The 25,902-nt window shown below is 50.6% G+C and carries 24 protein-coding genes and 1 tRNA gene; 22 read left to right on the top strand and 3 right to left on the bottom strand.

Going from position 1 to position 25,902, the window contains the following annotated elements; translation table 11 throughout:
• Positions 1-22: 22 nt before the first annotated feature.
• The 10 genes from accD (at position 23) to PCH05_RS02310 (ending at position 9,956) form a co-directional block, all read left to right on the top strand.
• Positions 23-916 carry an acetyl-CoA carboxylase, carboxyltransferase subunit beta gene (accD, locus tag PCH05_RS02355; RefSeq protein WP_127600267.1) on the top strand — a complete coding sequence of 298 codons (894 nt, stop codon included), beginning with the start codon at positions 23-25 and terminating at the stop codon, positions 914-916.
• Positions 917-1,900 carry an acetyl-CoA carboxylase carboxyltransferase subunit alpha gene (locus PCH05_RS02350; RefSeq protein ID WP_127600265.1) on the top strand — a complete coding sequence of 328 codons (984 nt, stop codon included), beginning with the start codon at positions 917-919 and terminating at the stop codon, positions 1,898-1,900.
• Positions 1,901-2,013: 113 nt separating this feature from the next.
• The gene (pyk, locus tag PCH05_RS02345) at positions 2,014-3,438 is read left to right on the top strand and encodes a pyruvate kinase (protein ID WP_127600262.1); all 1,425 of its coding nucleotides are present in this window, start codon (positions 2,014-2,016) and stop codon (positions 3,436-3,438) included.
• A 241-nt stretch (positions 3,439-3,679) separates the two neighbouring features.
• Entirely contained in the window at positions 3,680-4,192 is a 513-nt protein-coding gene (locus tag PCH05_RS02340) for an acyl-CoA thioesterase (protein WP_127600260.1), read from the top strand.
• Complete coding sequence (locus PCH05_RS02335) at positions 4,192-4,584, top strand: FxsA family protein (RefSeq protein WP_127600258.1); 393 nt, start codon at positions 4,192-4,194, stop codon at positions 4,582-4,584. The genes PCH05_RS02340 and PCH05_RS02335 overlap by 1 nt, the downstream gene beginning before the upstream one ends.
• Before the next feature lie 249 nt (positions 4,585-4,833).
• Complete coding sequence (gene citZ, locus PCH05_RS02330) at positions 4,834-5,949, top strand: citrate synthase (protein ID WP_127600256.1); 1,116 nt, start codon at positions 4,834-4,836, stop codon at positions 5,947-5,949.
• A gap of 122 nt (positions 5,950-6,071) precedes the next feature.
• A complete protein-coding gene (gene icd / locus PCH05_RS02325; RefSeq protein WP_127600254.1) occupies positions 6,072-7,364 on the top strand; it encodes an NADP-dependent isocitrate dehydrogenase in 1,293 nt (430 codons plus the stop codon).
• A gap of 16 nt (positions 7,365-7,380) precedes the next feature.
• Positions 7,381-8,322 (top strand): malate dehydrogenase, encoded by a 942-nt coding sequence (mdh, locus tag PCH05_RS02320; protein ID WP_127600252.1) that lies wholly within the window; start codon positions 7,381-7,383, stop codon positions 8,320-8,322.
• A 138-nt stretch (positions 8,323-8,460) separates the two neighbouring features.
• Positions 8,461-8,886 carry a hypothetical protein gene (locus PCH05_RS02315; protein ID WP_127600250.1) on the top strand — a complete coding sequence of 142 codons (426 nt, stop codon included), beginning with the start codon at positions 8,461-8,463 and terminating at the stop codon, positions 8,884-8,886.
• A gap of 200 nt (positions 8,887-9,086) precedes the next feature.
• The gene (locus tag PCH05_RS02310; protein ID WP_127600248.1) at positions 9,087-9,956 is read left to right on the top strand and encodes an SDR family oxidoreductase; all 870 of its coding nucleotides are present in this window, start codon (positions 9,087-9,089) and stop codon (positions 9,954-9,956) included.
• A gap of 58 nt (positions 9,957-10,014) precedes the next feature.
• On the opposite strand, the gene yfbR is transcribed toward PCH05_RS02310, so the two are convergent.
• Positions 10,015-10,617: a 5'-deoxynucleotidase gene (gene yfbR, locus PCH05_RS02305; protein WP_127600310.1), complete on the bottom strand. Its 603-nt coding sequence runs from the start codon at positions 10,615-10,617 to the stop codon at positions 10,015-10,017.
• A gap of 220 nt (positions 10,618-10,837) precedes the next feature.
• Here yfbR and pnpS point away from each other — a divergent pair, with 220 nt between their 5' ends.
• The 10 genes from pnpS (at position 10,838) to PCH05_RS02255 (ending at position 22,511) form a co-directional block, all read left to right on the top strand.
• The gene (pnpS, locus tag PCH05_RS02300; protein WP_127600246.1) at positions 10,838-12,625 is read left to right on the top strand and encodes a two-component system histidine kinase PnpS; all 1,788 of its coding nucleotides are present in this window, start codon (positions 10,838-10,840) and stop codon (positions 12,623-12,625) included.
• A gap of 191 nt (positions 12,626-12,816) precedes the next feature.
• On the top strand, positions 12,817-13,548 hold the full coding sequence (locus PCH05_RS02295; protein ID WP_127600244.1) for a response regulator transcription factor: 732 nt from the start codon (positions 12,817-12,819) through the stop codon (positions 13,546-13,548).
• 266 nt (positions 13,549-13,814) lie between these two features.
• Positions 13,815-15,017, top strand: coding sequence for a methyl-accepting chemotaxis protein (locus PCH05_RS02290; protein WP_127600242.1), 1,203 nt, complete (start codon positions 13,815-13,817; stop codon positions 15,015-15,017).
• Between the two features lie 163 nt (positions 15,018-15,180).
• Positions 15,181-15,936, top strand: coding sequence for a phosphate ABC transporter ATP-binding protein PstB (gene pstB, locus PCH05_RS02285; protein WP_127600240.1), 756 nt, complete (start codon positions 15,181-15,183; stop codon positions 15,934-15,936).
• Between the two features lie 40 nt (positions 15,937-15,976).
• Positions 15,977-16,636 carry a phosphate signaling complex protein PhoU gene (gene phoU / locus PCH05_RS02280; protein ID WP_127600239.1) on the top strand — a complete coding sequence of 220 codons (660 nt, stop codon included), beginning with the start codon at positions 15,977-15,979 and terminating at the stop codon, positions 16,634-16,636.
• 258 nt (positions 16,637-16,894) lie between these two features.
• Entirely contained in the window at positions 16,895-19,561 is a 2,667-nt protein-coding gene (gene polA, locus PCH05_RS02275; RefSeq protein ID WP_127600237.1) for a DNA polymerase I, read from the top strand.
• A gap of 51 nt (positions 19,562-19,612) precedes the next feature.
• Positions 19,613-20,443 carry a DNA-formamidopyrimidine glycosylase gene (mutM, locus tag PCH05_RS02270; RefSeq protein WP_127600235.1) on the top strand — a complete coding sequence of 277 codons (831 nt, stop codon included), beginning with the start codon at positions 19,613-19,615 and terminating at the stop codon, positions 20,441-20,443.
• A 198-nt stretch (positions 20,444-20,641) separates the two neighbouring features.
• Positions 20,642-21,331 (top strand): sporulation membrane protein YtaF, encoded by a 690-nt coding sequence (gene ytaF, locus PCH05_RS02265; protein WP_127600233.1) that lies wholly within the window; start codon positions 20,642-20,644, stop codon positions 21,329-21,331.
• A gap of 14 nt (positions 21,332-21,345) precedes the next feature.
• Positions 21,346-21,942, top strand: coding sequence for a dephospho-CoA kinase (gene coaE / locus PCH05_RS02260; protein WP_127600231.1), 597 nt, complete (start codon positions 21,346-21,348; stop codon positions 21,940-21,942).
• Between the two features lie 5 nt (positions 21,943-21,947).
• Positions 21,948-22,511, top strand: coding sequence for a lytic transglycosylase domain-containing protein (locus PCH05_RS02255; protein ID WP_127600308.1), 564 nt, complete (start codon positions 21,948-21,950; stop codon positions 22,509-22,511).
• A 72-nt stretch (positions 22,512-22,583) separates the two neighbouring features.
• Here PCH05_RS02255 and PCH05_RS02250 read toward each other — a convergent pair whose 3' ends face one another.
• A complete protein-coding gene (locus PCH05_RS02250) occupies positions 22,584-22,802 on the bottom strand; it encodes an alpha/beta-type small acid-soluble spore protein (protein WP_127600229.1) in 219 nt (72 codons plus the stop codon).
• Between the two features lie 194 nt (positions 22,803-22,996).
• Here PCH05_RS02250 and nrdR point away from each other — a divergent pair, with 194 nt between their 5' ends.
• Both nrdR and PCH05_RS02240 read left to right on the top strand, forming a co-directional pair.
• Positions 22,997-23,470 (top strand): transcriptional regulator NrdR, encoded by a 474-nt coding sequence (gene nrdR / locus PCH05_RS02245; protein ID WP_127600227.1) that lies wholly within the window; start codon positions 22,997-22,999, stop codon positions 23,468-23,470.
• A 263-nt stretch (positions 23,471-23,733) separates the two neighbouring features.
• Positions 23,734-23,806: transfer RNA gene (locus PCH05_RS02240), tRNA-Ala, on the top strand.
• A gap of 74 nt (positions 23,807-23,880) precedes the next feature.
• Here the strand turns inward: PCH05_RS02240 and PCH05_RS02235 are convergent.
• On the bottom strand, positions 23,881-25,791 hold the full coding sequence (locus PCH05_RS02235; RefSeq protein WP_127600225.1) for a BglG family transcription antiterminator: 1,911 nt from the start codon (positions 25,789-25,791) through the stop codon (positions 23,881-23,883).
• Positions 25,792-25,902 lie beyond the last annotated feature (111 nt).

The following is a 25,902-nucleotide window of genomic DNA, read 5'->3' as shown; positions in this document are numbered from 1 at the left end:
TAACGGCTGGAGAGGTGTAGTTGTGTTTAAAGACTTATTTCAGAAGAAAAGAAAGTACGCGACCATTCCTTCAGATCGTGTAGGAAGAGGCAGTGAGCCTGGCGAAAGCGAGAGACCCAAACGGGAAATTCCTGAAGGGCTCATGAATAAATGCGGCAAATGCGGCACCATTCAATACAGCAAAGAGCTGGAGAAAAATCTGAAGGTCTGCCCGAACTGCGGATATCATATGCGTCTGAACGCTGTGGAACGCATTCATATGATTCTGGATGAGGAAGGCTTTGAGGAATTCGACAGCGGCATGGTTTCTGTGGATCCGCTGCAGTTTCCGGGATACGGGACAAAGCTGGAACAGCAGAAAATGAAATCCGGTCTGCGTGAGGCGGTCATTACCGGCCAAGGAACGATCGAAGGCCTGCCCGTCGTCGTCGCGGTGATGAGCTTTGACTTTTTTACGGGAAGCATGGGATCGGTCGTAGGCGAGAAGATTACACGCGCAATTGAAGTGGCGACCGAGAAGGAGCTGCCGCTCATTATTTTCTCCACGTCAGGCGGAGCACGGATGCAGGAAAGCATTCTCAGCCTGATGCAAATGGCGAAAACCAGCGCTGCCCTGTCGCGCTTTAACGAAAAGGGCGGCTTATACATCTCCGTAATCACGGATCCGACGACTGGCGGTGTTTCTGCCAGTTTTGCCACGCTTGGTGACATAAACATCGCCGAGCCGGGAGCCGTGTTTGGATTCGCAGGCAGAATCGTGATCGAACAGACGATCCGCCAGAAGCTGCCTGATGATTTCCAAACCGCTGAATTCAATCTGGCGCACGGTCAGCTGGACCTGGTGGTTCATCGCAAAGAGCTGCGTCCGATGCTGTACAAGCTCCTGGAGCTGCACAGTGTGAGAGGGGGATATTAAGTGCCTGGAGATTTGCCTTTTGAAAAACCCCTTGTAGAAATGAGACAGAAAATCAACGAACTGAAGCAGTTCGGACAGGACAAGGGTATTGATTTTACCGATGAAATTTCCAGACTGGAAGAGCGCTATGCCGAGATGGAGAACGAGATTTATTCCAATATTTCGCCGCACCAGAAAATGCATGTGGCGAGACATCAGCAGCGCCCGACCTCGCTGGACTTGATCCAGCTGATTTTCAGCGATTTTATCGAGCTGCACGGCGACCGCCTGTTCGGCGACGATCTGGCCGTAATCGGCGGACTCGCGAAGCTGGGCGGAACACCGGTAACGGTCATCGGCCAGCAGCGCGGCAAGGATACGAAGGATAATATCGCCCGCTTCTTCGGCAGCGCGCATCCGGAAGGCTTCCGTAAAGCGCTGCGCTTGATGCAGCAGGCGGATAAATTTAAACGCCCGATCATTACTTTTGTCGATACAAAAGGTGCGTATCCGGGTAATACAGCAGAAGAAAGGGGACAATCCGAAGCGATTGCCCGCAATTTGCGGGAAATGTCGGCGCTCGGCGTTCCTGTGATTTGTGTCATCATCGGCGAAGGTGGAAGCGGCGGTGCTCTTGCGATGGCCGTAGGCAACCGCGTGCTGATGCTGGAGCATGCTATCTATTCAGCCATTTCGCCTAACGGGGCTGCATCCATCCTCTGGAAGGATGCGTCCAAGGCCGACCAGGCAGCCGAGGCCATGAAGATTACGGCCAAGGACCTGCTCGGTTTCGAAGTCATCGAGGAGATCATACCGGAACCGGTTGGAGGCGCCCACAGAGACTACGAATGGACGGCATCCGCCATCAAGGATGCGCTGATCCGTCATCTGGAGGAGCTCTCCGCCATGGACAGCGCGGCTTTAAAAGAAGACAGATATCAGAAATTCCGCAAAATCGGAAAGTTCGCGTTTGAGCAATCTTCGTCTGCCGGTGTGATAGAATAGGCACTTCCTGTCAAGAATGGATATGACAAAGTTCCTATACAAAATCTTTAATATGTAGTAAATTTAATTGTTGGATGGATAGAGAGATTTTAAGGAAAACGGAGGAAACCCAAATGCGTAAAACAAAAATCGTATGTACTATCGGACCTTCCAGTGAATCGTTGGAAAACACCAAAAAGTTGATTCTCGCTGGCATGAATGTAGCCCGTCTGAACTTTTCCCACGGTGACTTCGAAGAGCACGGCAACCGGATTAACAACATCCGTCAGGCTTGCAAGGAGCTGAACAAGACCGTTGCAATTCTGCTGGACACCAAAGGACCGGAAATTCGTACGGGCAAGCTGGCTGTAGAGCCGATCGAGCTCGTTCAAGACGAATATATCACCTTGACAACCGAGGAGATTCTGGGAGACAAAGACCGCATTTCTATTACTTATAATGATCTTCCAAGCGACGTGGAGGTTGGCTCCACCATTCTGATCGACGATGGTCTGATCGGTCTGACGGTTGTTGGCGTGGAAGGCACAGAAATCAAATGCCGCATTGTCAATGGTGGTACAATCAAGAGCAAGAAAGGCGTTAACGTACCGGGTGTAGCGATTTCTCTGCCGGGCATTACAGAGAAAGACGCAAACGATATCGTGTTTGGTATCGAGCAGGGCATCGATTTTATCGCAGCTTCCTTCGTTCGTAAAGCAAGCGACGTTCTGGAAATCCGTGAACTGCTGGAGAAGCATAATGCAGGACACATTCAAATCATTTCTAAAATCGAAAACCAACAGGGCGTAGACAACCTGGACGAGATTCTTGAAGCTTCTGACGGTCTTATGGTTGCCCGCGGCGACCTGGGCGTGGAAATCCCTGCGGAAGAAGTACCTTTGGTACAAAAACGCATGATCGAAAAATGTAACGTTGCAGGCAAACCGGTTATCACGGCTACCCAAATGCTGGATTCCATGCAGCGCAACCCGCGTCCGACGCGCGCTGAAGCGAGCGACGTGGCAAACGCCATTTTCGACGGCACCGATGCCATCATGCTTTCCGGCGAAACGGCTGCCGGCAAATATCCTGTGGAATCTGTACTGACGATGTCCCGCATCGCCGAAAAAGCGGAATCCGCGCTGAACTACCGCGAGATTTTCCTGAAGCAAAGAATCGCCCAGGAAACGACCGTCACGGAAGCAATCAGCCAATCCGTAGCGATCTCCGCACTGGACCTGAACGCGAAAGCGATCATTTCTTCCACGGAATCCGGACATACGGCACGTATGGTATCCAAATACCGTCCGCAAGCGCCAATCATCGCTGTAACGACGCAAGAGCGCACGCTGCGCCGCCTTGCTTTGACTTGGGGCGTTACGCCGATCCAAGGCAAGACAGCAAGCTCGACGGACGAAATGTTCGAGAACTCGCTGAAGGGCGGAGTTGAATCCGGCCTGGTGAAATCCGGAGATCTGGTTGTCATCACAGCAGGCGTTCCGCTCGGACAATCCGGTTCGACGAACCTCGTGAAAGTCAGCCTGGTTCCAAACGCGTAAATTTCGCTTCTTGTTGAGCGTACCGATAACGTTATTATTGAATAAAGAAAGGCTGTGCAGGATGTCCCTGCGCAGCCTTTTTTGCATGTTATAACCGTAAATGCATGAATGGTGGACAACCGGCACAGACTACCTTTATCTGGTTATTTGCCGGGCACCTGCCCCGGATTCGAGAGTTGCGAAAGCCTATGTTATACTTGGAATAACGCTTCATCATTTCAAAGAAGGGACTTTGACAGACATGGCAAAAGACAGGATGGACAAGCTCGGGCGCTGGTTTCAGACTTCCGTGAGGGTCCGTTACCAGGAAAGCGACCAGATGGGCGTGGTATATCATGCCAACTACCTGAACTGGTTCGAAATCGGGCGGACCGAGATGATCCGCGAGCTTGGCATTACATACCGCAGCATGGAAGAACAAGGGGTACTGCTTCCCGTGACCGATCTGGAAATGAAATTCAGCCAGCCGGCCCGCTATGATGACGAGATCACGATTTTTACCCGGATGACCGCGTTTTCCAAGTTAAGAATCAAATATGCTTATGAAGTCAGAAGGCTTTCGGAAGAGGAAAGAAGCCTTCTGCGTGAAAAGGAATATACCGAAGGACAGGAGATGCCCGGGGAGCTGCTTGTGTCGGGTTCGACCAGCCATGTGTGGGTAAACCGCGACTGGCAGCCCGTCAGGCTGGATAGAGGTGCTCCAGGCCTTTACAGCGCTCTTGAGCAGTCGCTTGTCGGGGGAGGAGATCAGTAGTGTGGAAATGGCTTTTTGCTGTTGTCGTTATTGTCCCTGCGGTCGAGATATTCGGCTTTAACTTCGTTGCCAGCCGGGTTGGGGGAGGGAACACCTTTCTGCTCACCATCGTCACCTCCGCAATCGGGATGCTCATGATGCGTTTTGAAGGACGGAAGGTGCTTGAGGATTCGAGGGCCCGGATGAATGCCGGACAAATTCCGGGGAGAAGTATGGTGGATGGGCTCTGCGTTTTTCTTGGCGGCATCCTGCTGGTCATCCCAGGCTTCGTCACGGACATCGTCGGATTTACGATGGTGTTTCCCCTGACGCGTCCGCTGTATCGCTTTCTGATCCTAAAATGGCTGGAACGAAAAATGAAAAACGGAAAAATCACGATTTATCGCCGTTAAACGAAGTCCGTTGAAGGGTGATAAAAATATCTTTATCTGTCTGATAAAACAATTTGATGCTTTTATAAGGCGCACTGATGTTCACATATCCGACAAAATACTTTATGATAATAGTGATTCCATTACTTGGCGAATTGATGTCAGGTAGAATGGCGGACGGCCGTCTTTTTCCTTTTGAATAAAATGTAAATGTTTTCACGGCTCGTTTAATCCAGTTTCAAAATCCGTTTTATAAAGGAGAGATGTACGATGACAGCTACTAAAGGCCTTGAGGGAATTGTTGCAGCGGCTTCTTCCATCAGTTCCATCGTGGACGGTGTGCTCACATACCGCGGTTATAACATCGACGACCTTGCAGTTAATGCAAGTTTTGAAGAAGTAGCCTATTTGCTTTGGTTCGGTAAGCTGCCTAATGAAGCAGAATTGAAAAAGCTTCATGAGGATCTGGGCACGGAAGCTAGCATTCCGGATCAAGTGATCGAGCAAATGAAATTATATCCTAAAGATACAAATACGATGGCTGCTCTCCGTTCGGCGGTATCGGCATTGGCCCTCTACGACGGGGAAGCCGACGACATGAGCCGTGAAGCGAACGAGCGCAAGGCGATCCGCCTTCAGGCCAAACTGCCTACCGTCATCGCTGCCCTGGCACGCATCCGCGAAGGCAAGGAGCCGGTTGCACCGCAGGCGGGACTCTCGATTGCAGAGAACTTCCTGTACATGCTCAGAGGCGAAAAACCGGAAGAGGTTTCGGTAAAAGCTCTGGATCAGGCGCTTGTGCTTCATGCAGACCATGAGCTGAACGCTTCAACGTTTGCCGCGCGCGTCACAGTGGCTACGCTTTCAGATATCTACTCCGGCGTGACTTCGGCGATCGGCGCTTTGAAAGGTCCTCTGCATGGCGGTGCCAACGAAGCGGTGATGAAAATGCTGAGCGAGATCGGAAGCATGGAAAACGTGGAGCCTTACATTCAGCAAAAACTGGACAATCGCGACAAAATCATGGGCTTTGGACATCGCGTTTACAAAAACGGCGATCCGCGCGCGAAGCATCTTCAAAAAATGTCCCGCGAGCTGGGCGAAATGAAGGGCGATACGACGCTGTACGAAATGTCCGTGAAGATCGATGATCTCGTGACGACCCAAAAGGGTCTGAGACCGAATGTGGATTTTTATTCCGCTTCTGTGTATACTCAGCTAGGGTTCAATCACGAGTTGTTTACCCCGATTTTTGCAATCAGCCGCGTTTCCGGATGGACTGCGCACATTCTCGAGCAGTACGAGAACAACCGGATTATCCGTCCGCGTGCCGAGTATGTGGGTCTGATGGATCAGAAGTACGTACCGGTGGAACAGCGTTCTTAATGGACAATAGAGAATAGGGGAACCGGCGGGCTGCATCTTTTGCGCAAAGCTGCCGGCGCCCCTATGTGACTGTCCGTCTGTGAAATGAAAGTATACTTATGAAAATGAAGGAGGACATAATCATGAAATTGGAGAAATTTGCACTTCCTACCGAAGGTGACAAAATCGAAATTACAAACGGCAAGCTTCAGGTGCCGAACCATCCGATCATTCCTTTTATCGAGGGTGACGGTACAGGCCGCGATATCTGGAAAGCTTCCAAACGCGTGCTGGATGCTGCGGTGGAGAAAGCTTACGGCGGTTCCAAAAAAATCGCATGGTACGAAGTATTCGCCGGCGAGAAAGCCTTCAATACATACGGAGAGTGGCTGCCTAACGACACGCTTGAAGCCATCCGTGAGTATATCGTAGCGATCAAGGGACCATTGACGACGCCAATCGGCGGCGGTATCCGTTCCCTGAACGTTGCCCTTCGCCAAGAGCTGGATCTGTACGTCTGCCTGCGTCCTGTACGCTACTTCGACGGCGTACCTTCCCCGGTTAAGCATCCTGAACAAGTGGACATGGTTATTTTCCGTGAAAATACCGAGGACATTTATGCAGGGATCGAGTACAAGGAAGGTTCCGAGGAAGTGAAGAAGGTCATCAAATTCCTTCAGGAAGAAATGGGCGTTAACAAAATCCGTTTCCCTGAAACTTCCGGTATCGGCATCAAGCCGGTTTCCTCCGAAGGCTCCAAACGTCTGGTGCGCGCTGCTGTCGAGTACGCCATCAAGCATGGCCGTAAGAGCGTAACGCTGGTTCACAAAGGCAACATCATGAAATTCACGGAAGGTGCCTTCAAAAACTGGGGCTACGAAGTGGCTGAGCAGGAGTTCGGCGACAAAGTGTTCACTTGGGCACAATACGATGCCATCAAAGAAAAAGACGGCACGGATGCAGCAAACGCAGCTCAAAGCGCGGCTGAAGCTGAAGGCAAAATCATCGTGAAGGACGCGATTGCAGACATCGCGCTGCAGCAAGTATTGACCCGTCCAACCGACTTTGACGTCATCGCTACGCTGAACCTGAACGGTGACTACCTGTCCGACGCACTGGCAGCTCAAATCGGCGGTATCGGTATCGCTCCAGGCGCTAACATTAACTACGTAACAGGACACGCTATTTTCGAAGCTACCCATGGTACAGCTCCTAAATATGCCGACAAAGACGTGGTGAACCCTGGTTCCGTCATCCTGTCCGGCGTTATGCTGCTTGAGCATCTGGGATGGCAGGAAGCGGCTGACCTGATCTACAAAGGTATGGAAACTTCCATTAACAATAAAACCGTAACTTATGACTTCGCCCGCCTGATGGAAGGCGCAACGCAAGTGAAATGCTCTGAGTTTGCCGACCAAGTGATCAATAACATGTAGGGAAGAAGGTAAAACAATGGCTTTGACTCGCAAAAAAATTACTGTCGTAGGCGCCGGCTTTACCGGTGCAACGACTGCTCTGATGCTGGCTCAAAAAGAACTTGGCAATGTGGTGCTGCTCGATATTCCGCAGCTTGAGAACCCGACCAAAGGGAAAGCGCTCGATATGATGGAAGCAAGTCCGGTACAAGGCTTTGACAGCCAGATCACCGGCACTTCGAACTATGACGACGCTGCCGATTCCGACATCGTCATCATCACTGCAGGCGTTGCCCGCAAACCGGGCATGAGCCGTGATGACCTCGTGAACACCAACGCGGGAATCATGAAGGCGGTCTGCGAAAATGTAAAAAGAGTCGCTCCGGAATCCATTGTAATCATTCTGAGCAATCCTGTAGACGCTATGACTTATGTGGCCTACAATACGCTCGGCTTTCCTAAAAACCGCGTTATCGGCCAATCCGGCGTACTGGATACGGCACGGTATTGCACGTTCATCGCACAAGAGCTGAATGTTTCCGTGGAGGATGTTCGCGGATTCGTACTCGGCGGACATGGAGACGATATGGTCCCGCTCGTTCGTTATTCGAACGTGGGCGGCATTCCGATCGACACACTGATTCCTGCCGAACGTATTCAGGAAATCGTTCAGCGTACCCGCGTCGGCGGCGGCGAGATCGTCAACCTGCTGGGGAACGGCAGTGCTTACTATGCACCTGCAGCGTCCCTGGTACAAATGGCTGAAGCGATTCTCAAAGACAAGAAGCGGATCATTCCGGTGATCGCTCTTCTCGAAGGAGAATACGGCTACAAGGATCTGTTCCTGGGCGTGCCTGCCATCCTCGGCGGCGACGGCATCGAGAAAGTATTTGAGCTCGAGCTGACGGCTGATGAAAAGGCCGCTTTGGACAAATCCGCCGAATCCGTTCGGGGCGTTATTCAAGTCGTGGACTTGTAACTTTCGTGAAGCAGGGTCATAAATAAAAAGGGAAAACCTCTAAGTTTGTTCATAATTAGAGGTTTTCTTTTCTTTTGATTGGTGTAAAATGATAATGGATGTAATCTAAATCATAGAAATCGTGGAGGGAATTTGATCATGGCAATGGTAATGTTGTTTATACATATCTTAGGCGCCGCAGCACTTGGCTTCTATTTGATTTTGCCGTTCGTGGTAGGCAAAGTGACCAAGCTGTCGCTTCCTGCGCAAGAAGGCAGCGCGGCAGCGATTCGCGGCCTCAATACTTACGCACAAATTGCGCTGGTGATTCAACTGCTTACAGGCGGATATCTGATGAGCCAAGGCGACTATTCGGTACCTTGGATGGTTGTCATCGTAATCTTGTTCTTGGCTATTGGCGCGATCAGCGGCATGATGGGCAAACCGCTTCGTCTAGCAATGGATGGTATTAAGAACAAACGTGACATTTCGGTAGAGACGGGCAAAATCCGTACGCTCAGCGCGCTTATTGCGATTTGCGTGCTCGTGATGCTGTTCTTCATGGTTTACAGAACCATTATCTAATTGGCAACAATCAACGAATCAGGAGCTTCTCCGCTTACAGGGAGAGGCTCTTTTTTGTTTGATGACCGTCTGTGCGTGGTAATTAACAAGCGTTGGAGCATATAAGGGTTTATTTTACGCCATCCTAATAAGGGATGCCATCCTGCGTTGATGGATGGAAGGAAGTATAAAAAGATTCGTTTGGAAAGGAGAAAGAAATCATGTCAGGAAATTCACAAAATAAACAAACGCTGCCTCCGCAGCATCAGAATCAGCAGCCGGGGATCGAATCAGAAATGAATCCGCTCCCCCAATATGAACCTAGCGATTATCAAGCGGCAGGGAAGCTGAAAGGCAAAAAAGTGATCATCACGGGCGGTGACAGCGGTATCGGACGTGCTGTGGCCGTAGCCTTTGCCAAGGAAGGCGCCGATCTGTCGATTATTTATCTGAATGAGCATGAAGACGCGAAGGAAACGAAGCGTCAGGTCGAGCAGGAAGGACGCAAATGCTTGCTGATTGCCGGGGATATTGGGGACGAGGGCTTTTGCAAAAACGCGGTGAACCAGTCGGTGCAGGAGCTCGGCGGATTGGATATCCTGATTAACAACGCGGCGGAACAGCATCCGCAGCAAAAATTAGAGGACATTACGGCCGAGCAGCTGGAGCGTACGTTCCGAACCAATATTTTCGGCATGTTCCATATGACCAAAATGGCAATGCCTCACTTGAAGAGCGGAAGCTCCATCGTGAATACAGCTTCCATTACGGCTTATAAAGGCAATCCGACGCTAATCGATTATTCCGCAACGAAAGGTGCGATCGTCAGCTTTACCCGTTCATTATCCATGAGCGTCGTGGAAAAGGGCATTCGCGTTAATGCGGTTGCTCCGGGGCCGATCTGGACGCCGCTGATTCCTTCCACGTTCGATGCCAAGAAGGTCAGCGAGTTCGGTTCCACCCAGCCGATGAAGCGTCCGGGACAGCCGGAGGAGCTCGCTCCCGCTTATGTATACCTGGCATCCAATGACTCTTCTTACGTGAGCGGACAGGTAATCCATGTGAACGGCGGAGAAATCGTGAACGGCTGATTCCCGCTCAGCGAGCGATGCTATATGAAATGTAAAAAGATTGGGCAGAATTTTCTGCTCAATCTTTTTTGTTCTCATGCGCATCGGGGGATAGCAGGGACAGCTCATCCAGCGACATCTCGAAGCTGGGTGCCATATGCTCGAGGAAATAGTCCGCTTCCGGAAGCTGCAGCTGCTTCACCTTGGCGAGCGTTTGCTCTTTGGCTACAGCGAATTCCCGGTTGCCGGAAGCCACCTCGAAGGCGCATTTGAGGTAAGCATCCAGACTGTCAGCGGCTTTGACGTAACGAAGAAGCTCGCGCCGCTCGGTGTCATCCCCGCGAGGCTGGAGAAGATCCGCGTAGATGGATTGAAGCTCGGGCGGGGCCATCGCGGCCAGGCGCTGGGCGGCAATATGCTCCATTTCACGGAAGCTCGCGAGCAGCTGCGGGTTATTATGTTTGACCGGCGTGGCTATGTCACCGGTGAATACCTCGGCGGCATCATGATAGAGCGCAATCGTGGCGGCATGATCCGCATTCAGCCTGCGATCAAAAAAGGTATTGCCGATCAGGCAGAGCATATGGGTCAGCAGCGATACGTGAAAGGAATGCTCCGCGACGTTTTCGGGAGTTGTGCTTCGCATCAGGCTCCAGCGCCGGATGTATTGCAAACGGTACATATAAGCGGCTAATGGAAAGTTCAATTCGTTTACGCTCCTTTTAAAAAGTATAACGGGCTTTAATCCAGCCCTAACAATTCACTATTATTATACTCTTATCCCGAATTTACGGGCCACAGTGCTTCATAGCTATAGAACCCGACGGAAAATAACTTTTCATGCTTGAAGATTCGAGATAGGTTACAATAATAAAATGAAACTGTTGAAAAGGAAGACGGTAATGAGACCCTTTCGTATCAGACTCACCCTGATCTTAATGATCATGATCGGAATATCGATGGTAGGGGCGGGCATCACGATGGCCCAGGTATTCAAAAAATCACATATTTCCGCGCTGGAGGAAAACATGATCCGCGAGATCAAGCTTCTGAGCCGGACCTTTGACTTTCGCCCTGATGATGGGGAAAGCGCGATATCTTATTATACTCAGCAGTCGCGGGACCTGGCAGCTTTAACCGACTCCAGGGTGACCTTCATTGCAAAGGACGGAACGGTCATTGGAGACTCGGAAAGCGATCCCAAGCACATGGACAACCACAGCAAACGCGAAGAGATTGTAGACGCGGTTCAAAAGGGCTCCGGATATGCAATCCGCTACAGCTCCACGCTCAAAGAGGATATGCTGTATGTCGCGGTGCCGGTTATTTCCGGCGGCAATTATGACGGGTTCATCCGGTTGTCCGTAAGCCTGGCCTCCGTAGACGAGGGGGTTCGCAAAGGCTGGACGCTCATGGCGGGAGGGCTGGCGATTTTGTTCGCGGTTGCCGCGCTGGTGAGCTACCGCGTCGCGGCCGGACTCACCTCGCCGCTGGAGAAAATCACAAGAGTAGCGGGTAGAATAACCAGGCTGGAATATGATGCCAGGGTGAACATGCAACGCAAGGACGAGATCGGCGAGCTGGCCAAAGCGATCAACGGCATGGCAGACAGCCTGCAAAACCAGCTCCAAACGATACGGGATAATGAGGATCTGCTGCAAAGCGTACTCGACAATATGACGAGCGGCATTCTTTTGGTGGATGCGGAGGGCAGCATTGCGCTCATCAACCCGGCGGCGGAAAAAATGCTGCATGTCACCAGCGGCCAGCTCAGCGGCCGTTCCTTCCATGAGCTCAAGCAGTATTACGAGCTGACACGGCTGATTAAGGACGGCATCACGGAGCGGGAGGTCATCCATCAGGAGCGGATCTTGTATCAGCCGGAGGAAACCATCCTCCGCCTGGACGGGGTGCCGATGTTTGGCGACGAGCAGTCCTTCAAGGGCATGCTGTTCCTGCTCCAAGACGTGACCGCCATCCGCCGCCTGGAAAATATGCGGAGCGAATTTGTCGCCAACGTCTCGCATGAGCTCAAAACGCCGGTGGCTGCGGTCAAGGGATTCGCCGAAACGCTGCTTGGCGGGGGCGTTAAGGATGAGGAAACCGCGCGGTCCTTCCTGCAAATCATCTATGACGAGAGCGAGCGGCTGAACCGCCTGATCAGCGATATCCTGGACTTGTCCAAAATCGAATCGAAGCGATCGCCGATGGATTATGCGCCTGTGCACCTGGCTTCGTTCTGCGCGTCGATCATGGATACGATATCCACCGTAGCGAAGAAGAAGAAGATAACCCTTACTTCGGATATTCCGGAAGAACTGTTCGTGGAAGCGGACGAGGACAAGCTGCGTCAGATTCTCATTAATCTTCTGTCCAATGCCGTCAGCTATACCCAGGATGGAGGCAAGGTGGAGCTGACCGTACAGGACCGGCAGGACGCGGAGGGTGCGGAGAAGGTGCTGATCAAAATCGTGGACACGGGCATTGGCATTCCGAAAAAAGACCAGCCGCGCATATTCGAGCGGTTTTACCGGGTGGACAAAGGGAGATCCCGGAGCTCGGGCGGTACCGGTCTGGGGCTCTCGATCGTCAAGCATCTGGTGGAGCAGCATCACGGCGAAATTTCGGTCGAGAGCGAGCTCGGCCTCGGAACGACATTTACGGTTGAACTGCCGATGCTGCAGGAATAAGATAAAGACGCGCGCCTAATTTTACGATTTACGAAACGATGCGCTAATCCTGTTTTCATTACAGATTCAATAAAATCTTGAAAAAGGTGCTGCCATGCCCGTTTGCTTTTACACAGGGTTAACATTCGGGTGTTACGATGGGCTTGTCAGTATCCGAAACCATTGTTTTTTAGAACGGGGGTATTTATGAAATGACGCAGCGTTTGCTGGTTATTGAAGATGAGCCGACTCTGGCCAGATTGTTATCCTATAATCTGACGCAGGAAGGTTATGAGGTTACGATCGAAGATCACGGTACTTCAGGTTTTGAGCGTGCAGTGCATGAGCCTTTCGATTTGATCATACTGGATTTGATGCTGCCGGGAATGAACGGGTTCGAAATACTTGGCAAGCTTAGAGGGAATGCCATCACGACGCCGGTCATTATTTTGACGGCCAAAAATGCGGAAGAAGAAGTGGTGCAGGGACTGAAGCTTGGCGCAGACGATTACATTACCAAACCATTTGGCGTGTCCGAGCTGCTCGCTCGTGTAGGCACGGTACTGCGGCGCGTATCAGGGGCCAAGGAGGAAGTGATTCCGGAAACGTCGGATTCCGCCATCCGCCTCGGGCAGCTGGAGATTTACCCCGAGAAATACGAGGTTATGCTGGGCAGCACAAGCATCAGCCTGAGACCGAAGGAATTCGAAGTGTTATTGTATCTTGCCCGCAAACCGGGAGTCGTGCTGACCCGTGACGATTTGATGAATGCGGTCTGGGGATTTGACTATATCGGCGGCCAGCGGACCGTGGATGTCCATGTCAGCTCGCTGCGCAAAAAGCTTGAGCTGGATCCGGATTCCGTGCATATCGATTCCATCCGCGGCGTCGGATATAAGCTGGTTATTAATAAGAAAAGAAGCGCTCATCACCAGGAAACGTGATGGGGGCTTTTTTTTAGATTATAGAATTTATAAATTTTCAGCAAAGCTGAACCATTCTATAATCGCAAGAAAAACTTCAGCTAGACGCGGTCTGTTTTCTTTGAAGGTACGTCGAAAGACGTTTTTTTTATATATTAAAATGTAAACAATTCCGAGGGGATGGTACGGCTTGGTTATTTTACATTCCTCTGACCTAAGGAGCATTTCCCGCTAACATTTTAAAGTTATGATGCGGCTAAAGAGAAGTTCTGGAGGGGGAGTCAGCCTTGAGCACGCTGCAAGCGGAGAACAGAACGAGCATCACACAGCAAGAGGGATTCAAGGAGAGAAAGAAAGAGGCAGAATCCAATCCATTAGGCACAGAGGGATTTGCTGCCGCCGCGTTGGCAGAAAAGAAAATATCGGTTGTATCTGCCGCTGAATGCTGCCGGACCGTGCCGGCTTTGACGGCATCGGTTACCTGCAAGGAAGCGCTGGGCATGCTAAAGGCAAATCCTCATATTCCGTGCATGGTCATTTGCGGACCAGACCAGCGTCCGGAAGGGCTGCTGATGAAGGATGCGTTTTACCGGAAGCTTACCGGCCGATTTGCGGCGGATCTGTATTTCGACCGTTCTGTGAAGAAATTCGCCGAAGAGGATATTCTGGTGATGGACATCAACGAAGATCCGGTACATATGATTCAGCGTGCGTTGGAAAGACCCGAATCCCGGTTTTATGACTGCGTCATTGTGACGGAGAATGACCGGTTTGCGGGAGTTTTGACTGTTCAGGATTTGCTCAAGATGTCGGGGCAGCTGCAGATGGAAGCCGAGGAGCAGCGCAAGGCGACGGTCTCCGAAAACTATAGCCATGTCAGTGGAATGGAAATGTCCTTGGGCGAGGTGGCCGAAGCGGCCAGTCTTACGTTAGAGGAATGCCTGCGCATGAAGCAGTGGACGTCGGAAGGAAGGCTTAAGCTGGACGAAGCGAGTCAGTCATACGAGGAAGCCGTCGCGCATATGAATCGGAACGAGAAGCAGGTGGCGCGGCTGATCGAGGACGCGGGGAAAATATCCTCGCTGACGCAAGGCATTGCGGAGCTGGCGGACCGGAGCGGACTGCTGGCCATCAACGCCTCGATTGAGGCTGCGCATGCAGGCAGCCAGGGCAGAGGCTTTCAGATCGTGGCGGCCGAGGTCCGGTCGCTGGCTGCGCAGACCAGAAACTTGGCCTCGGATATTTCAGGGCTGCTCGAGCGCATCAGTCAGCTTGCAGCCGAAACCGGCAGGCTGACGTCTTCAGGGGTGCGGCAAATCCAGGCCGGCGCGGAGCAGCTCACAGAGGGAAGCCGGATGTTCGGTGAACTGGAGCAAGCCGTCGGGTCCGTGGAGAAGACGGGCAGATCCGTGCACCAGCTGGCGCGGGATACGGCAAAGCAGGCGCTTGGTGTGAAGGGAGAGCTCGAGCGGACACTTACCTCGGGATGATAGCCCGATAACACCCGGTTCACATTTTACACAGAGTTTACAATTGTGGCACACAGCTTTTACATAGAGGTTTTACAATGGATAAGAGTCACAGGTCCTAAACATATTTGACGATAGAACCCAGGGATGCCCCATTGAACCGATAAGGAGACCTGAATAGAACATGGAAAACATTATCGAGATTGAAGATTTAAACCTATATTATGAACAGTTTCATGCTTTGAAAAATATAAATCTGGATATTCCGAAAAAGGCAATTACCGCCTTTATCGGTCCTTCCGGCTGCGGCAAATCGACACTGCTTCGGACGCTGAACCGGATGAATGACATGATCACGGGCACGCGGATCGAGGGCTCCGTCAAAATCGGCGGCGCAGGCATCTATGGCAAGGATGTATTCGTCGAGGAGCTCCGCAAACGCGTCGGCATGGTATTCCAGCAGCCGAACCCTTTTCCAAAATCGATCTACGACAATATTGCTTACGGTCCGCGTCTGCATGGGGTGAAGAACAAAAAGAAGCTGGATGAGATCGTGGAGGAAAGCCTGCGGCAGGCAGCGCTTTGGGAAGAAGTGAAGGATTATCTCAAGCGTTCGGCGCTCAGCCTCTCCGGGGGACAGCAGCAGCGTCTCTGTATTGCCCGCGCGCTGGCGGTCGAGCCGGATATTCTCCTGATGGATGAAGCAACGTCCGCACTGGATCCGATCTCCACGCTGAAGATCGAAGAGCTGGTGCAGGAGCTGAAAGAGAAATATACGATCGTGATGGTTACGCACAATATGCATCAGGCCGCCCGCGTATCAGGTCGCACGGTGTTCTTCCTGAACGGGGAAGTCGTCGAAGCCGACGATACCAACACACTGTTCAGCAATCCGCGTGATTCGAGAACAGAGGATTATATCTCCGGCCGTTTCGGCTGATATAAAGAAACCAAACAAGAATTAGGGGGAAACATCAGCCATGATTCGGAGAAAAGAATTGGATCAGGACCTCGAGCAGCTGCGCTCACTGCTTGTCAAGATGGGAGAGCATGTGGTGCATGCGCTTGACGAGGCCGTAAACAGCCTCAAAACGCAGGACTGCCCAAAGGCGCAGGAAGTCGTTCAGGCAGACGCCCAGCTTAATCAGATGGAAGAGGAAATTATGGACATCGGCTCACGGCTGATCGTCACACAGCAACCTGTCGCCAAGGATCTTCGCAGAATTCTCGTTGCCTTTAAAATATCCAGTGATCTGGAACGCATGGGCGATCTGGCATTGGATGTTGCGAAAGTGACGCTGCGACTGCAAGGCGAGAAGCTGATCAAGCCGCTGATTGACATCCCGCAAATGACGGGCATCGTCAAGGTGATGATCGAGGAAGCCATCACCTCTTATTTGGACGAAAATACGGATCTTGCCTATAAAATGGCTCAGGATGATGATCAGGTCGATCATCTGTACAGCCAGATTTTGACGGAATTATATGGTCACATGCGGTCGAATCCGGACTCGCTGCAGCAGGCGTTGCTCCTGACCCTGGTTGGGCGTTACATCGAACGGATCGCCGATCATGCAACGAATATCGGGGAAAGTGCCGTTTATCTGGTAACCGGTAAGCGTCCCGACCTGAACCGGTAATTCCGGTAATCTGATAAAATAGGAACAAAGCGACAGCACCGGAGTCCGACTCCGGTGTTTTTGCGTTTTTCGGTCCTGATTTTTTTCTCGAATGGAGGGTCATGTGTTAAGATATGAGAAGGTATATACGCATGTCTTTAAAGAGTAGCCGAACATCTTAAGTTCATCTTATACAAGAGCAGGGAATCTTCTTCGTGGGATAAGAGCTCGATGGATTTTATCGGAAAATAGAAGAAAGTTAAAAAGGGAAGGTGCTGTATGAGCAAACTGATTCTGATCGATGGAAACAGTATCATTTACCGGGCGTTTTTCGCGATGCCTCCGCTGACGAACACCAAGGGGCTGCATACGAATGCCGTCTATGGATTTACCAATATGCTTTTGCGCCTGATTGAGGATCATAAACCTACACATATGATGGTTGCTTTTGATGCGGGAAAAATTACGTTCCGCCACGAAGGCTATCAGGAATACAAAGGCGGCCGCGAAAAGACTCCACCCGAGCTGTCCGAACAGTTTCCGCTCCTCAAAGAGCTGCTGCAGGGCTTCGGCATTTCGCAGTTCGAGCTGAGCGGCTACGAAGCGGATGATATTATCGGTACCGTGTCGCGGATCGCGGAGGAAGCGGGCGAAGAAATTCTGGTCGTGACCGGGGACAAGGATATGCTTCAATTGGCTTCGGACCATGTCCAGGTTGGATTGACGCGAAAAGGCGTGACCGAAATCGAAACGTACGCTCCCGAGCAGATTCAGGAGAGATACGGCCTGACACCGCTGCAAATCATTGATTTGAAGGGGCTGATGGGCGATGCCTCTGACAACATTCCGGGCATACCGGGCGTCGGCGAAAAGACGGCGCTGAAGCTTCTGCATCAGTTCGGCTCGGTGGAAGAGGTGCTGGCAAATACCGGCGAACTGAAAGGGAAAATGAAAGAAAAGATTGAGACGCATGCGGATGACGCCGTCATGAGCAAGAAGCTGGCGACCATTTTCCGGGAGGTTCCGCTGGACAAGTCATTCGACGAGATGGTCTTTAACGGCTTGAAGGAGGAAACGGCAGGGCCGGCGCTTGCCAAGCTTGAATTCAAGTCCTTGCTTGAGCGTCTGTCCTTTAAAGCAGAGGGCAGTCATGGCGAGCATCCGGAACGGGAACAGGTACCTTCCAAGGAAATCAACGTGGAAATCCTGGGTGAAGGGGATATCGATAAGCTGATCGAAGCGTTGGGTGCGATTCAAGCGCTCCATGTGGAGACGAATGGGGATAATCCTCATCATGCCGATGTGATTGGAGCCGTATTCTCCTCGCCCGAGCAGCATTATTATGTGCCATATGAGCTGTTGAAGTCGGAAGCGGCGGAGCCGGTGCGGGCATGGTTGGCAGACCCGAATGTTCCGAAGCGTGGCTATGACCTGCACCGGACGGATTTGGCCCTTCACTGGAAGGGCATCGAGTTCGCCGGTGCATCCTTTGACGTACAGCTTGCGGCGTATCTGCTGGACCCGACCGAATCGAACCAGAACGTTCATGCCCTGGCCTCCAAGTACGGCCTGCAGACGCTTGCCTCCGATGATGACGTATTCGGCAAGGGAGCGAAATACAAGGTGCCTGAAGCCGATGTGCTCAGCAAGCACCTGGCTGCCAAAAGCGCATCGATCATGGATCTGATCCCGATTCAGGAAAGAGAGCTGGAGGGCAACGAAATGAAGTCGCTTTTCCATGATCTCGAAATGCCGTTATCCCGGATCCTGGCCGATATGGAGAAGCAGGGAATCTCGGTCAACAAGGATGATCTGGTCGGGCTCGGCAAGGAATTCGAAGCCCAAATCAATGATCTTGTCAAAGAGATTTACGATATTGCCGGCACCGAATTCAACCTGAATTCACCCAAACAGCTGGGCGAAATCTTGTTCGTGAAGCTGGGGCTGCCTGTCGTCAAAAAAACCAAAACCGGCTATTCCACGGACGCCGAGGTGCTGGAAAAGCTTGCGCCTTATCATGATATCGTCCGCCTGATTCTCCAGTACCGCACGATTGCCAAGCTGCAATCCACGTATGTGGAAGGCCTGCTCAAGGAAATTTCGCCGGAAACCGGCAAGGTGCACACCTATTACCGGCAAACGATTGCGGCAACGGGGCGCCTGAGCAGCCAATATCCGAACCTGCAAAACATTCCGATCCGTTTGGAAGAGGGACGCAAGATCCGCAAAGTATTCGTTCCATCCGATCCAAGCTGGTACATTCTCGCGGCGGACTATTCGCAGATCGAGCTGCGCGTGCTGGCGCATATTTCCGATGATGCCGGACTGAAGGATGCCTTCCTGCATGATATGGACATTCATACCAAGACGGCGATGGACGTGTTTGGCGTCCAGGCGGACGAAGTGGATTCGAATATGCGGCGCTCGGCCAAGGCGGTCAATTTCGGCATCGTATACGGCATCAGCGATTACGGCCTGTCGCAGAACCTGAACATAACCCGGAAGGAAGCCGCGCGTTTTATCGACCAATACTTCGATGCGTTCAGCGGTGTTCGCCGTTACATGGACGAGATCGTCAAGGATGCGAAGCGGGACGGTTACGTGACGACCCTGCTGGAACGAAGACGGTATCTGCCGGAAATCAATGCCAGCAACTTCAATCTGCGTTCTTTCGCGGAACGCACCGCGATGAATACGCCGATCCAGGGTACGGCGGCCGATATCATCAAGCTGGCCATGGTTCACATGGACGCGGCGCTAGCGGAGAAAAAGCTGAAGAGCCGCATGCTGCTGCAGGTGCATGACGAACTTGTGTTTGAGGTTCCGGAGGACGAGCTGGAGCTGATGAAAAAGCTTGTGCCGGAGACGATGGAAAAGGCTCTTGCCTTGTCCGTGCCGCTCAAAGCCGAGGTCAGTTATGGTACCAATTGGTATGAAGCGAAATAATGCCCCATAGAGGACAAACTTCCGTTATAATGGGGATGAGGTGAAGACATCATGCCGGAATTACCGGAAGTCGAGACAGTCAAAAGAACATTGAATCAGCTGGTCAAAGGGAAAATGATTGACCATGTTACCGTAAATTTGGCGCGGATTATCCAGCGCCCTGACGATATAGATCAGTTTGCATTTATGCTGGCCGGACATACCATTCAAGGTGTGGAACGCCGCGGTAAGTTTTTGCGCATTATACTGGATGACCTGGTTCTCGTTTCGCATCTGCGGATGGAAGGACGCTACGGGATGTATGCAAGCACCGAACCGGTGGAAAAACACACGCATGTCATTTTCCACTTCAATGATGGAACTGAGCTGCGGTATAAGGATGTGCGCCAGTTCGGAACGATGCATCTGTTTAGCCCCGGAGAGGAATTTACCGTTCCTCCGTTATCCAAGCTGGGGCTAGAACCGCTGGATGAGGCATTTACCCTGGAGAAGTTCAAGGCGGCGCTGGCGGGCAAAACGTCAAAAATCAAGGCGGTGCTGCTAAACCAGTCATATGTCGTGGGCATCGGGAATATTTATGTGGATGAGTCCCTGTTCCGGGCGGGCATTCATCCCGAGCAGCTGGCGAACACGCTGACGGACGAGCAGCTCCGCGCCTTGCATCAGTCGGTCATTGAGACTTTATCCGAATCGGTTGAAGTTGGCGGCTCTTCCATCAAGTCTTATGTTAACGGACAAGGCGAGATGGGCATGTTCCAGCATCAGCTCAAGATTTACGGGCGTCAGAACCAGCCCTGCCTTACTTGCGGAACGTTGATTGAGAAGTCTGTCGTCGGCGGACGCGGCACGCATTATTGCCCGGTATGCCAGACGATCAAGTAACGAGCTGGAAGCAGGATCATGCCTCACGACGAATGCGGATCCTTCTTCAGAATAATGAAATAAAAGCATAGGCGTGCACCCCTAGCTCGACCCTTCCATATACTGATACAGAATTGGACTTCAGGGGAAGCGGTACGTCAGGGCCCTTACCACTCGGCCTTTGAATGGACCGTTTCATCAAGGGGAGGGAATCCAGGGGTGCTCAGTCATGTTTTTACGCTGCTCCTGCTTGCTTTCGCATTAAGTTTGGACAGTTTTGGCGTCGGGATTACATATGGACTTAGGCAGATGAAAATCTCACCGCTGTCCGTCGTAATCATATCCATGTGCTCCGGCATCATCATTTATATTTCGATGCAGGTAGGCGTGCTGCTGGCCAAAGTCGTATCGCCCCATGCCGCTTCGATTGTCGGAGCCGTTATCTTGATTATTATGGGCTCCTGGTCTTTGATTCAGCTGCTGATGCAGAAAGAAAAGAATCGTGACGATAAAGATACGGCCGTGATCCGATCCGTACATGAACCCGCTCGGGTGGCGGAAGCCGAGCAAACCGTGTTTTCGCTTGAGATCCGTAAGCTGGGTCTGGTCATCCGCATTTTGCGGACGCCTTCCTCCGCGGATATCGATAAATCCGGAAGCATTTCCGGGATTGAAGCGATGTGGCTCGGCATAGCGCTGTCGTTGGATGCGTTCGGCGCAGGACTGGGAGCTGCACTGCTGGGATTTTCGCCCGTATGGACGGCTCTGGTCATTGCACTGTTCAGCGGTACCTTTTTGGTACTCGGCATGAAGACCGGCTTCAGGTTTGCGTCCAGATCGTGGATGCGGCATTTTACCGCGCTTCCGGCGTTATTATTAATAGCCATGGGAATAATAAAGCTGTTATGAGGTGAGTTTTGCACATGATTATCGGGTTAACCGGAGGTATAGCAACTGGAAAAAGCACCGTGTCCGCGCTCTTGATCCGGAAGGGAGCGCTGCTCGTGGATGCCGATGTGATCGCCCGGGAAGTCATGCTCCCGGGTCATCCCGTTTTGGCGGCGGTTGCCGAGCATTTTGGACAAGCCGTGCTGCTTGCGGACGGGACGCTGGACCGTAAAAAGCTGGGGGATATCGTATTCCGCGAACCGGCCCAGCGCCAAGCGTTGAATGAAATTACGCACCCAGCCATCCGCTTGGAAATCCGCCGGCAGATGGAGTCGCTGGAGCGTGAGCATCCGGAGCGGCTTGTCGTCGTGGATATCCCTTTGTTGTTTGAATCGGGACTGGAATCGATGTTTGAGCGGGTTATGCTGGTATATGCACCAGCTTCGATCCAGAAGGAACGCTTGATGAACCGCAACCAACTGACTGCAGAAGAGGCAGAGGCTCGAATCAACTCGCAGATGGATATTGAAGAAAAGAAGCGGAAGGCGGATGTTATCATTGACAATAGCGGCAGCGCCGAAGAGACGCAGCGGCAAATCGATGAATTCTGGCTCCGATTGGATTTTGCATGAAGCTGCTGCATTTTCTTCGCAAAAAGAGAGTCCTTCTCGTGCTGTTTCTTGGCTTTGTCGTCGTGCTGTTCTTCAACACCAACTGGATGTCATGGTTCTACCCGATTTATTATAAAGAGAACATCAGGGAGCAGGCAGAGCGGTATGATGTTGACCCGTTCCTGATTGCCTCCATTATTCGCGTCGAATCGAACTTCAAGCTGGGCAAGGAATCGAAAAAAGGGGCGCTCGGTCTGATGCAGCTCATGCCGGATACGGCCCAATGGGCGATGGAACAAGCGAAGATCCCCGAAGTGACGATGGATCACATCAAGCATAAGCCGGAGGCTAGCATTGAAATCGGAACCTGGTACCTGAGGAGTCTGGACAACCAGTTCAAAGGAAACCGGATCGCGGTCATAGCCGCATATAACGCGGGGCCGGGTAAGGTGGAAGGCTGGCTTAAAAAAGGGGTCTGGGACGGAAAGCTGGAATCGGTTAAGGATATTCCCATCGGTGAGACGAGACATTACATTCAGCGGGTGATTTATTATTACAATCAATACACGCGCATTTACAGCGATTTTTAGCTGCTGATAAAGCAAAAAAGTATTGAAGCAGCTTACGGGCTGCTCCAATACTCCTTTTGATAAAAGCATGTATTATTTGAATTGACCAGCCAGTTGTTGTTCAGCCAGGGTTACAAGACGTTTCGTGATGTATCCCCCGAGCGAACCGTTCTCATAGGAAGTCATGTTGCCTTGGTATCCGTCTTGTGGGATGGAGATACCCAGTTCTTGAGCAACTTCATATTTCATTTGGTTGAGGGCTGCAGTAGCTTTGGATACTACCAGGTTGTTTGAACTGTTGTTTTGAGCCATTGATGTTCACCTCCTCGCTGTTGGTAAAAGTATTATGTCTCGAATGTTGAATCTTCATAACTGTTTTCGAAGGATTTTAACTGGAAATATTAGCCATAACCTGTGAACCCAAGCAGGGAGCGGCATTCAGTTGTTTTGAAGTCAATCATCTGATTGATTTATCCCATGTAAAGAATAAAGGAAGTGAGTTTGCCATGAAATGTCCGTATTGCGACTACGCAGGGACCAAGGTGCTGGATTCCCGTCCGGCCAACGACAACAAATCCATCCGCCGCAGACGCGAATGCGAAAAGTGCAGCCGGCGCTTCACGACGTTCGAAATGGTGGAGGAAACACCGCTGATGGTCATCAAAAAAGACGGCAGCCGGGAGGAGTTCAGCCGGGACAAAATTTTGCGCGGCCTGATCCGTGCGTGCGAGAAGCGTCCCGTGTCCGTGGAACAGCTGGAAGCCATCGTCTCCGAGGTGGAGAAGGCGCTCCGCAATACGGCGGTAGCGGAAGTGGAGAGCCGTCAGATCGGCGAGCTGGTGATGGAGCAGCTGTATCCCGTGGATGAGGTCGCTTATGTGCGCTTCGCATCGGTGTACCGCCAGTTCAAGGACATCAACATGTTCATGAAGGAGCTCAAAGGACTGCTGTCCAAAAACACGATGGCGGATGACGAGTAGGAAATGAGTATCAAGTGACACAACCACTGAGGAAACCTGAATTCTTCAGCGATGCAAAGGGGAGATTCTTGTGCCAGGAATTGAATTTTTGCACGGCCTAAGGGCGAAGCATGAAAGGACGCTGCGATATCGTCTGTACCGGACTTTGCAGGCGTCCTTTTTTATATTTGAACTTCCTGCTTTTTTATAAAAAAGTATTGCGCAAGCCTGCTCCCTATGCTATATTATAGGAGTGCTCTTTTTGAGAGCGAAATACATAATGAGGGGCCTTAGCTCAGCTGGGAGAGCGCATCGCTGGCAGCGATGAGGTCAGGGGTTCGATCCCCCTAGGCTCCATAGATAAAAAACCTTGAGGAATCAAGGTTTTTTTGTTTTATAAAAAGCGCTATTATTTTAGCGCTTTTTTTAATTTATATTTCATCCATGAGGAGCGTAATTTGATTTAGAAAGTCTTGATAATTTTTTGCTTTGGTTAATTCCTTGATATTTTCCCATTCCGAAAGAATGTTTATAAAGCTTTCAAAGATATGGCTAAATAGCTGCCTTTCCGTTTTATTGATTGCAATCATGGTGATGATTTGGACCTTTTCTTCTCCCCATCTGACGGGCTTTTCGTTGATAATGATGCATGCCCCCGTTCGATTGGCATCCATCGTGATGGAGTGAGGCACGGCCACGTTGTTGTTAAAGGCTGTCGAAGACATTCTCTCCCGTTCCAATACTGACTCGCAATAATCTTCTTTTACGTAGTGCTTTTCCAGAAGCTTTTGGGACATAAACTTAATATAGTCTTCAGCGCTATTTAAATAAATGTTTCTCAGGAACAGGTCCTCGTCAAAAAACATCTCAAGATAATTTTTCACGTTTAAAATATTTTTCCGCTCGCTTAATTTAACAATCACTTTCTGGATTTGCTCGAAATCTTCTGTCGTGATAAACGGATGGACAAATACCGTTGGAATGTGCAGCGACTTCGTAGGAAGCGTCGAAATGATAAATTCAATTTTGTTGGTATGATGCAAATGATCAATTTCCGAAGCGACTTGCATAATCTCGATGACATCTTTGAACTTCGTTTCGATTTTTTGAACGAGATTCAATTGCATACCATAGTAATTCGGGCATACGACAGCACATAAAATTTTGGTCTCAAGTTCTTTTTTTCGCTCAAAAAAGGAGCCGATATGAAAAGAAATAAACGCGATCTCATCTTCAACAATCGAAATATTCTCCAATTTCTGCAATTCGTTTGAGATGAAGACGGATATTTCATGTATTAACGGGTAGGTATCTTTAAAACTGTAAGTTAACGGATTTCTTGACCACTGTTTGTTTCTCGCCCTGAATATCAAATTTCGAATATGAAGCGTGAATTTAACGATAAACTCATCTTCGGAAAGGTCGATAAAATAAGATTCTTTCACTTTTTCCAGCAGCGTATAAACAAGATCCATGTAGTGCTTGTCCACAAAATTGGGCAGCGTCTCGGGCGTGAGGCTCTGATAGTTTAACAATGTCGTTTTACTCGAAAGCAGAAGCATTAAATAATATCTTTCGGCTTCATTAAAAACGATCCCGTACTCGGCTCCGATCCTGTCCGCAATATCGATTGCCGCGTTCATCTCCAGATTGCTTTTCACGCTTCTTGCATGCAGCGTCTGTTCAATCGATTGGTTGTTTCTGATCCGGTCCATGGTAATGACCAAGTGTAAGAGGATGCTGTTAATCGTGTATTCATTGATTAGAAGATTATACCTCTCCAGAATACCCGTAACGATACGCTTTAATAGATCGATGTCATACTCCTCGAAAATCTCCTGAACGCTAACCGTACTTAAAAATTGCGGCGAGGCCTCCTGGGTAATGATGTGGCTCATGAGCTTGCGCTTTTCCGATTCCTCTCCCTCCAAAATCAGCCTATTGCCTCTGCGTTTCACTTTCATATGAAATGGAAGAATGAGATGATTGGCGCTCATAATATCGCTTTCAATGGTGGATGTGCTGACAAAGATCTTTTCGCTCAAATCAAACATGTCGAGCCCTTCCGTGTTTACAATGAGCTCCTTCAACATCATGTTCATTCGTTTGGACGGCGTATCTTGAGTTTGCAGGGAAGCGGTCACGTTTCGTTTCTCCTGCATCATTAATTTATATCCATTTGAATTGGATGCAATGATGGGGGTTTCATCGTTGATCGTGCTTACATAATTGCGAATCGTTCTGGTGGACACTTTAAAATAATTGGCTAAGGCGGCAGCAGTGACCCAGTCATTTTGTGCTTCCAGGTAGTTAAGAAAAGCTGTTAATTTAGCACTTTTCACCAGCTAACCCTCCTTATTATTTCTGGATGTATTTTTTCATAGTATTAGTATAATCCAGACATAAAAATACTCGGGATTTAGAAATTTCCTACCCTTAGGAAAGTTTTTGGT

This window comes from Paenibacillus chibensis, assembly GCF_004001045.1.
Taxonomy (GTDB): Bacteria; Bacillota; Bacilli; order Paenibacillales; family Paenibacillaceae; genus Paenibacillus_AQ; species Paenibacillus_AQ chibensis.
The sequence above is the reverse complement of the archived record's forward strand: the minus strand, read 5'-3'. Positions and strand labels throughout refer to the sequence as shown.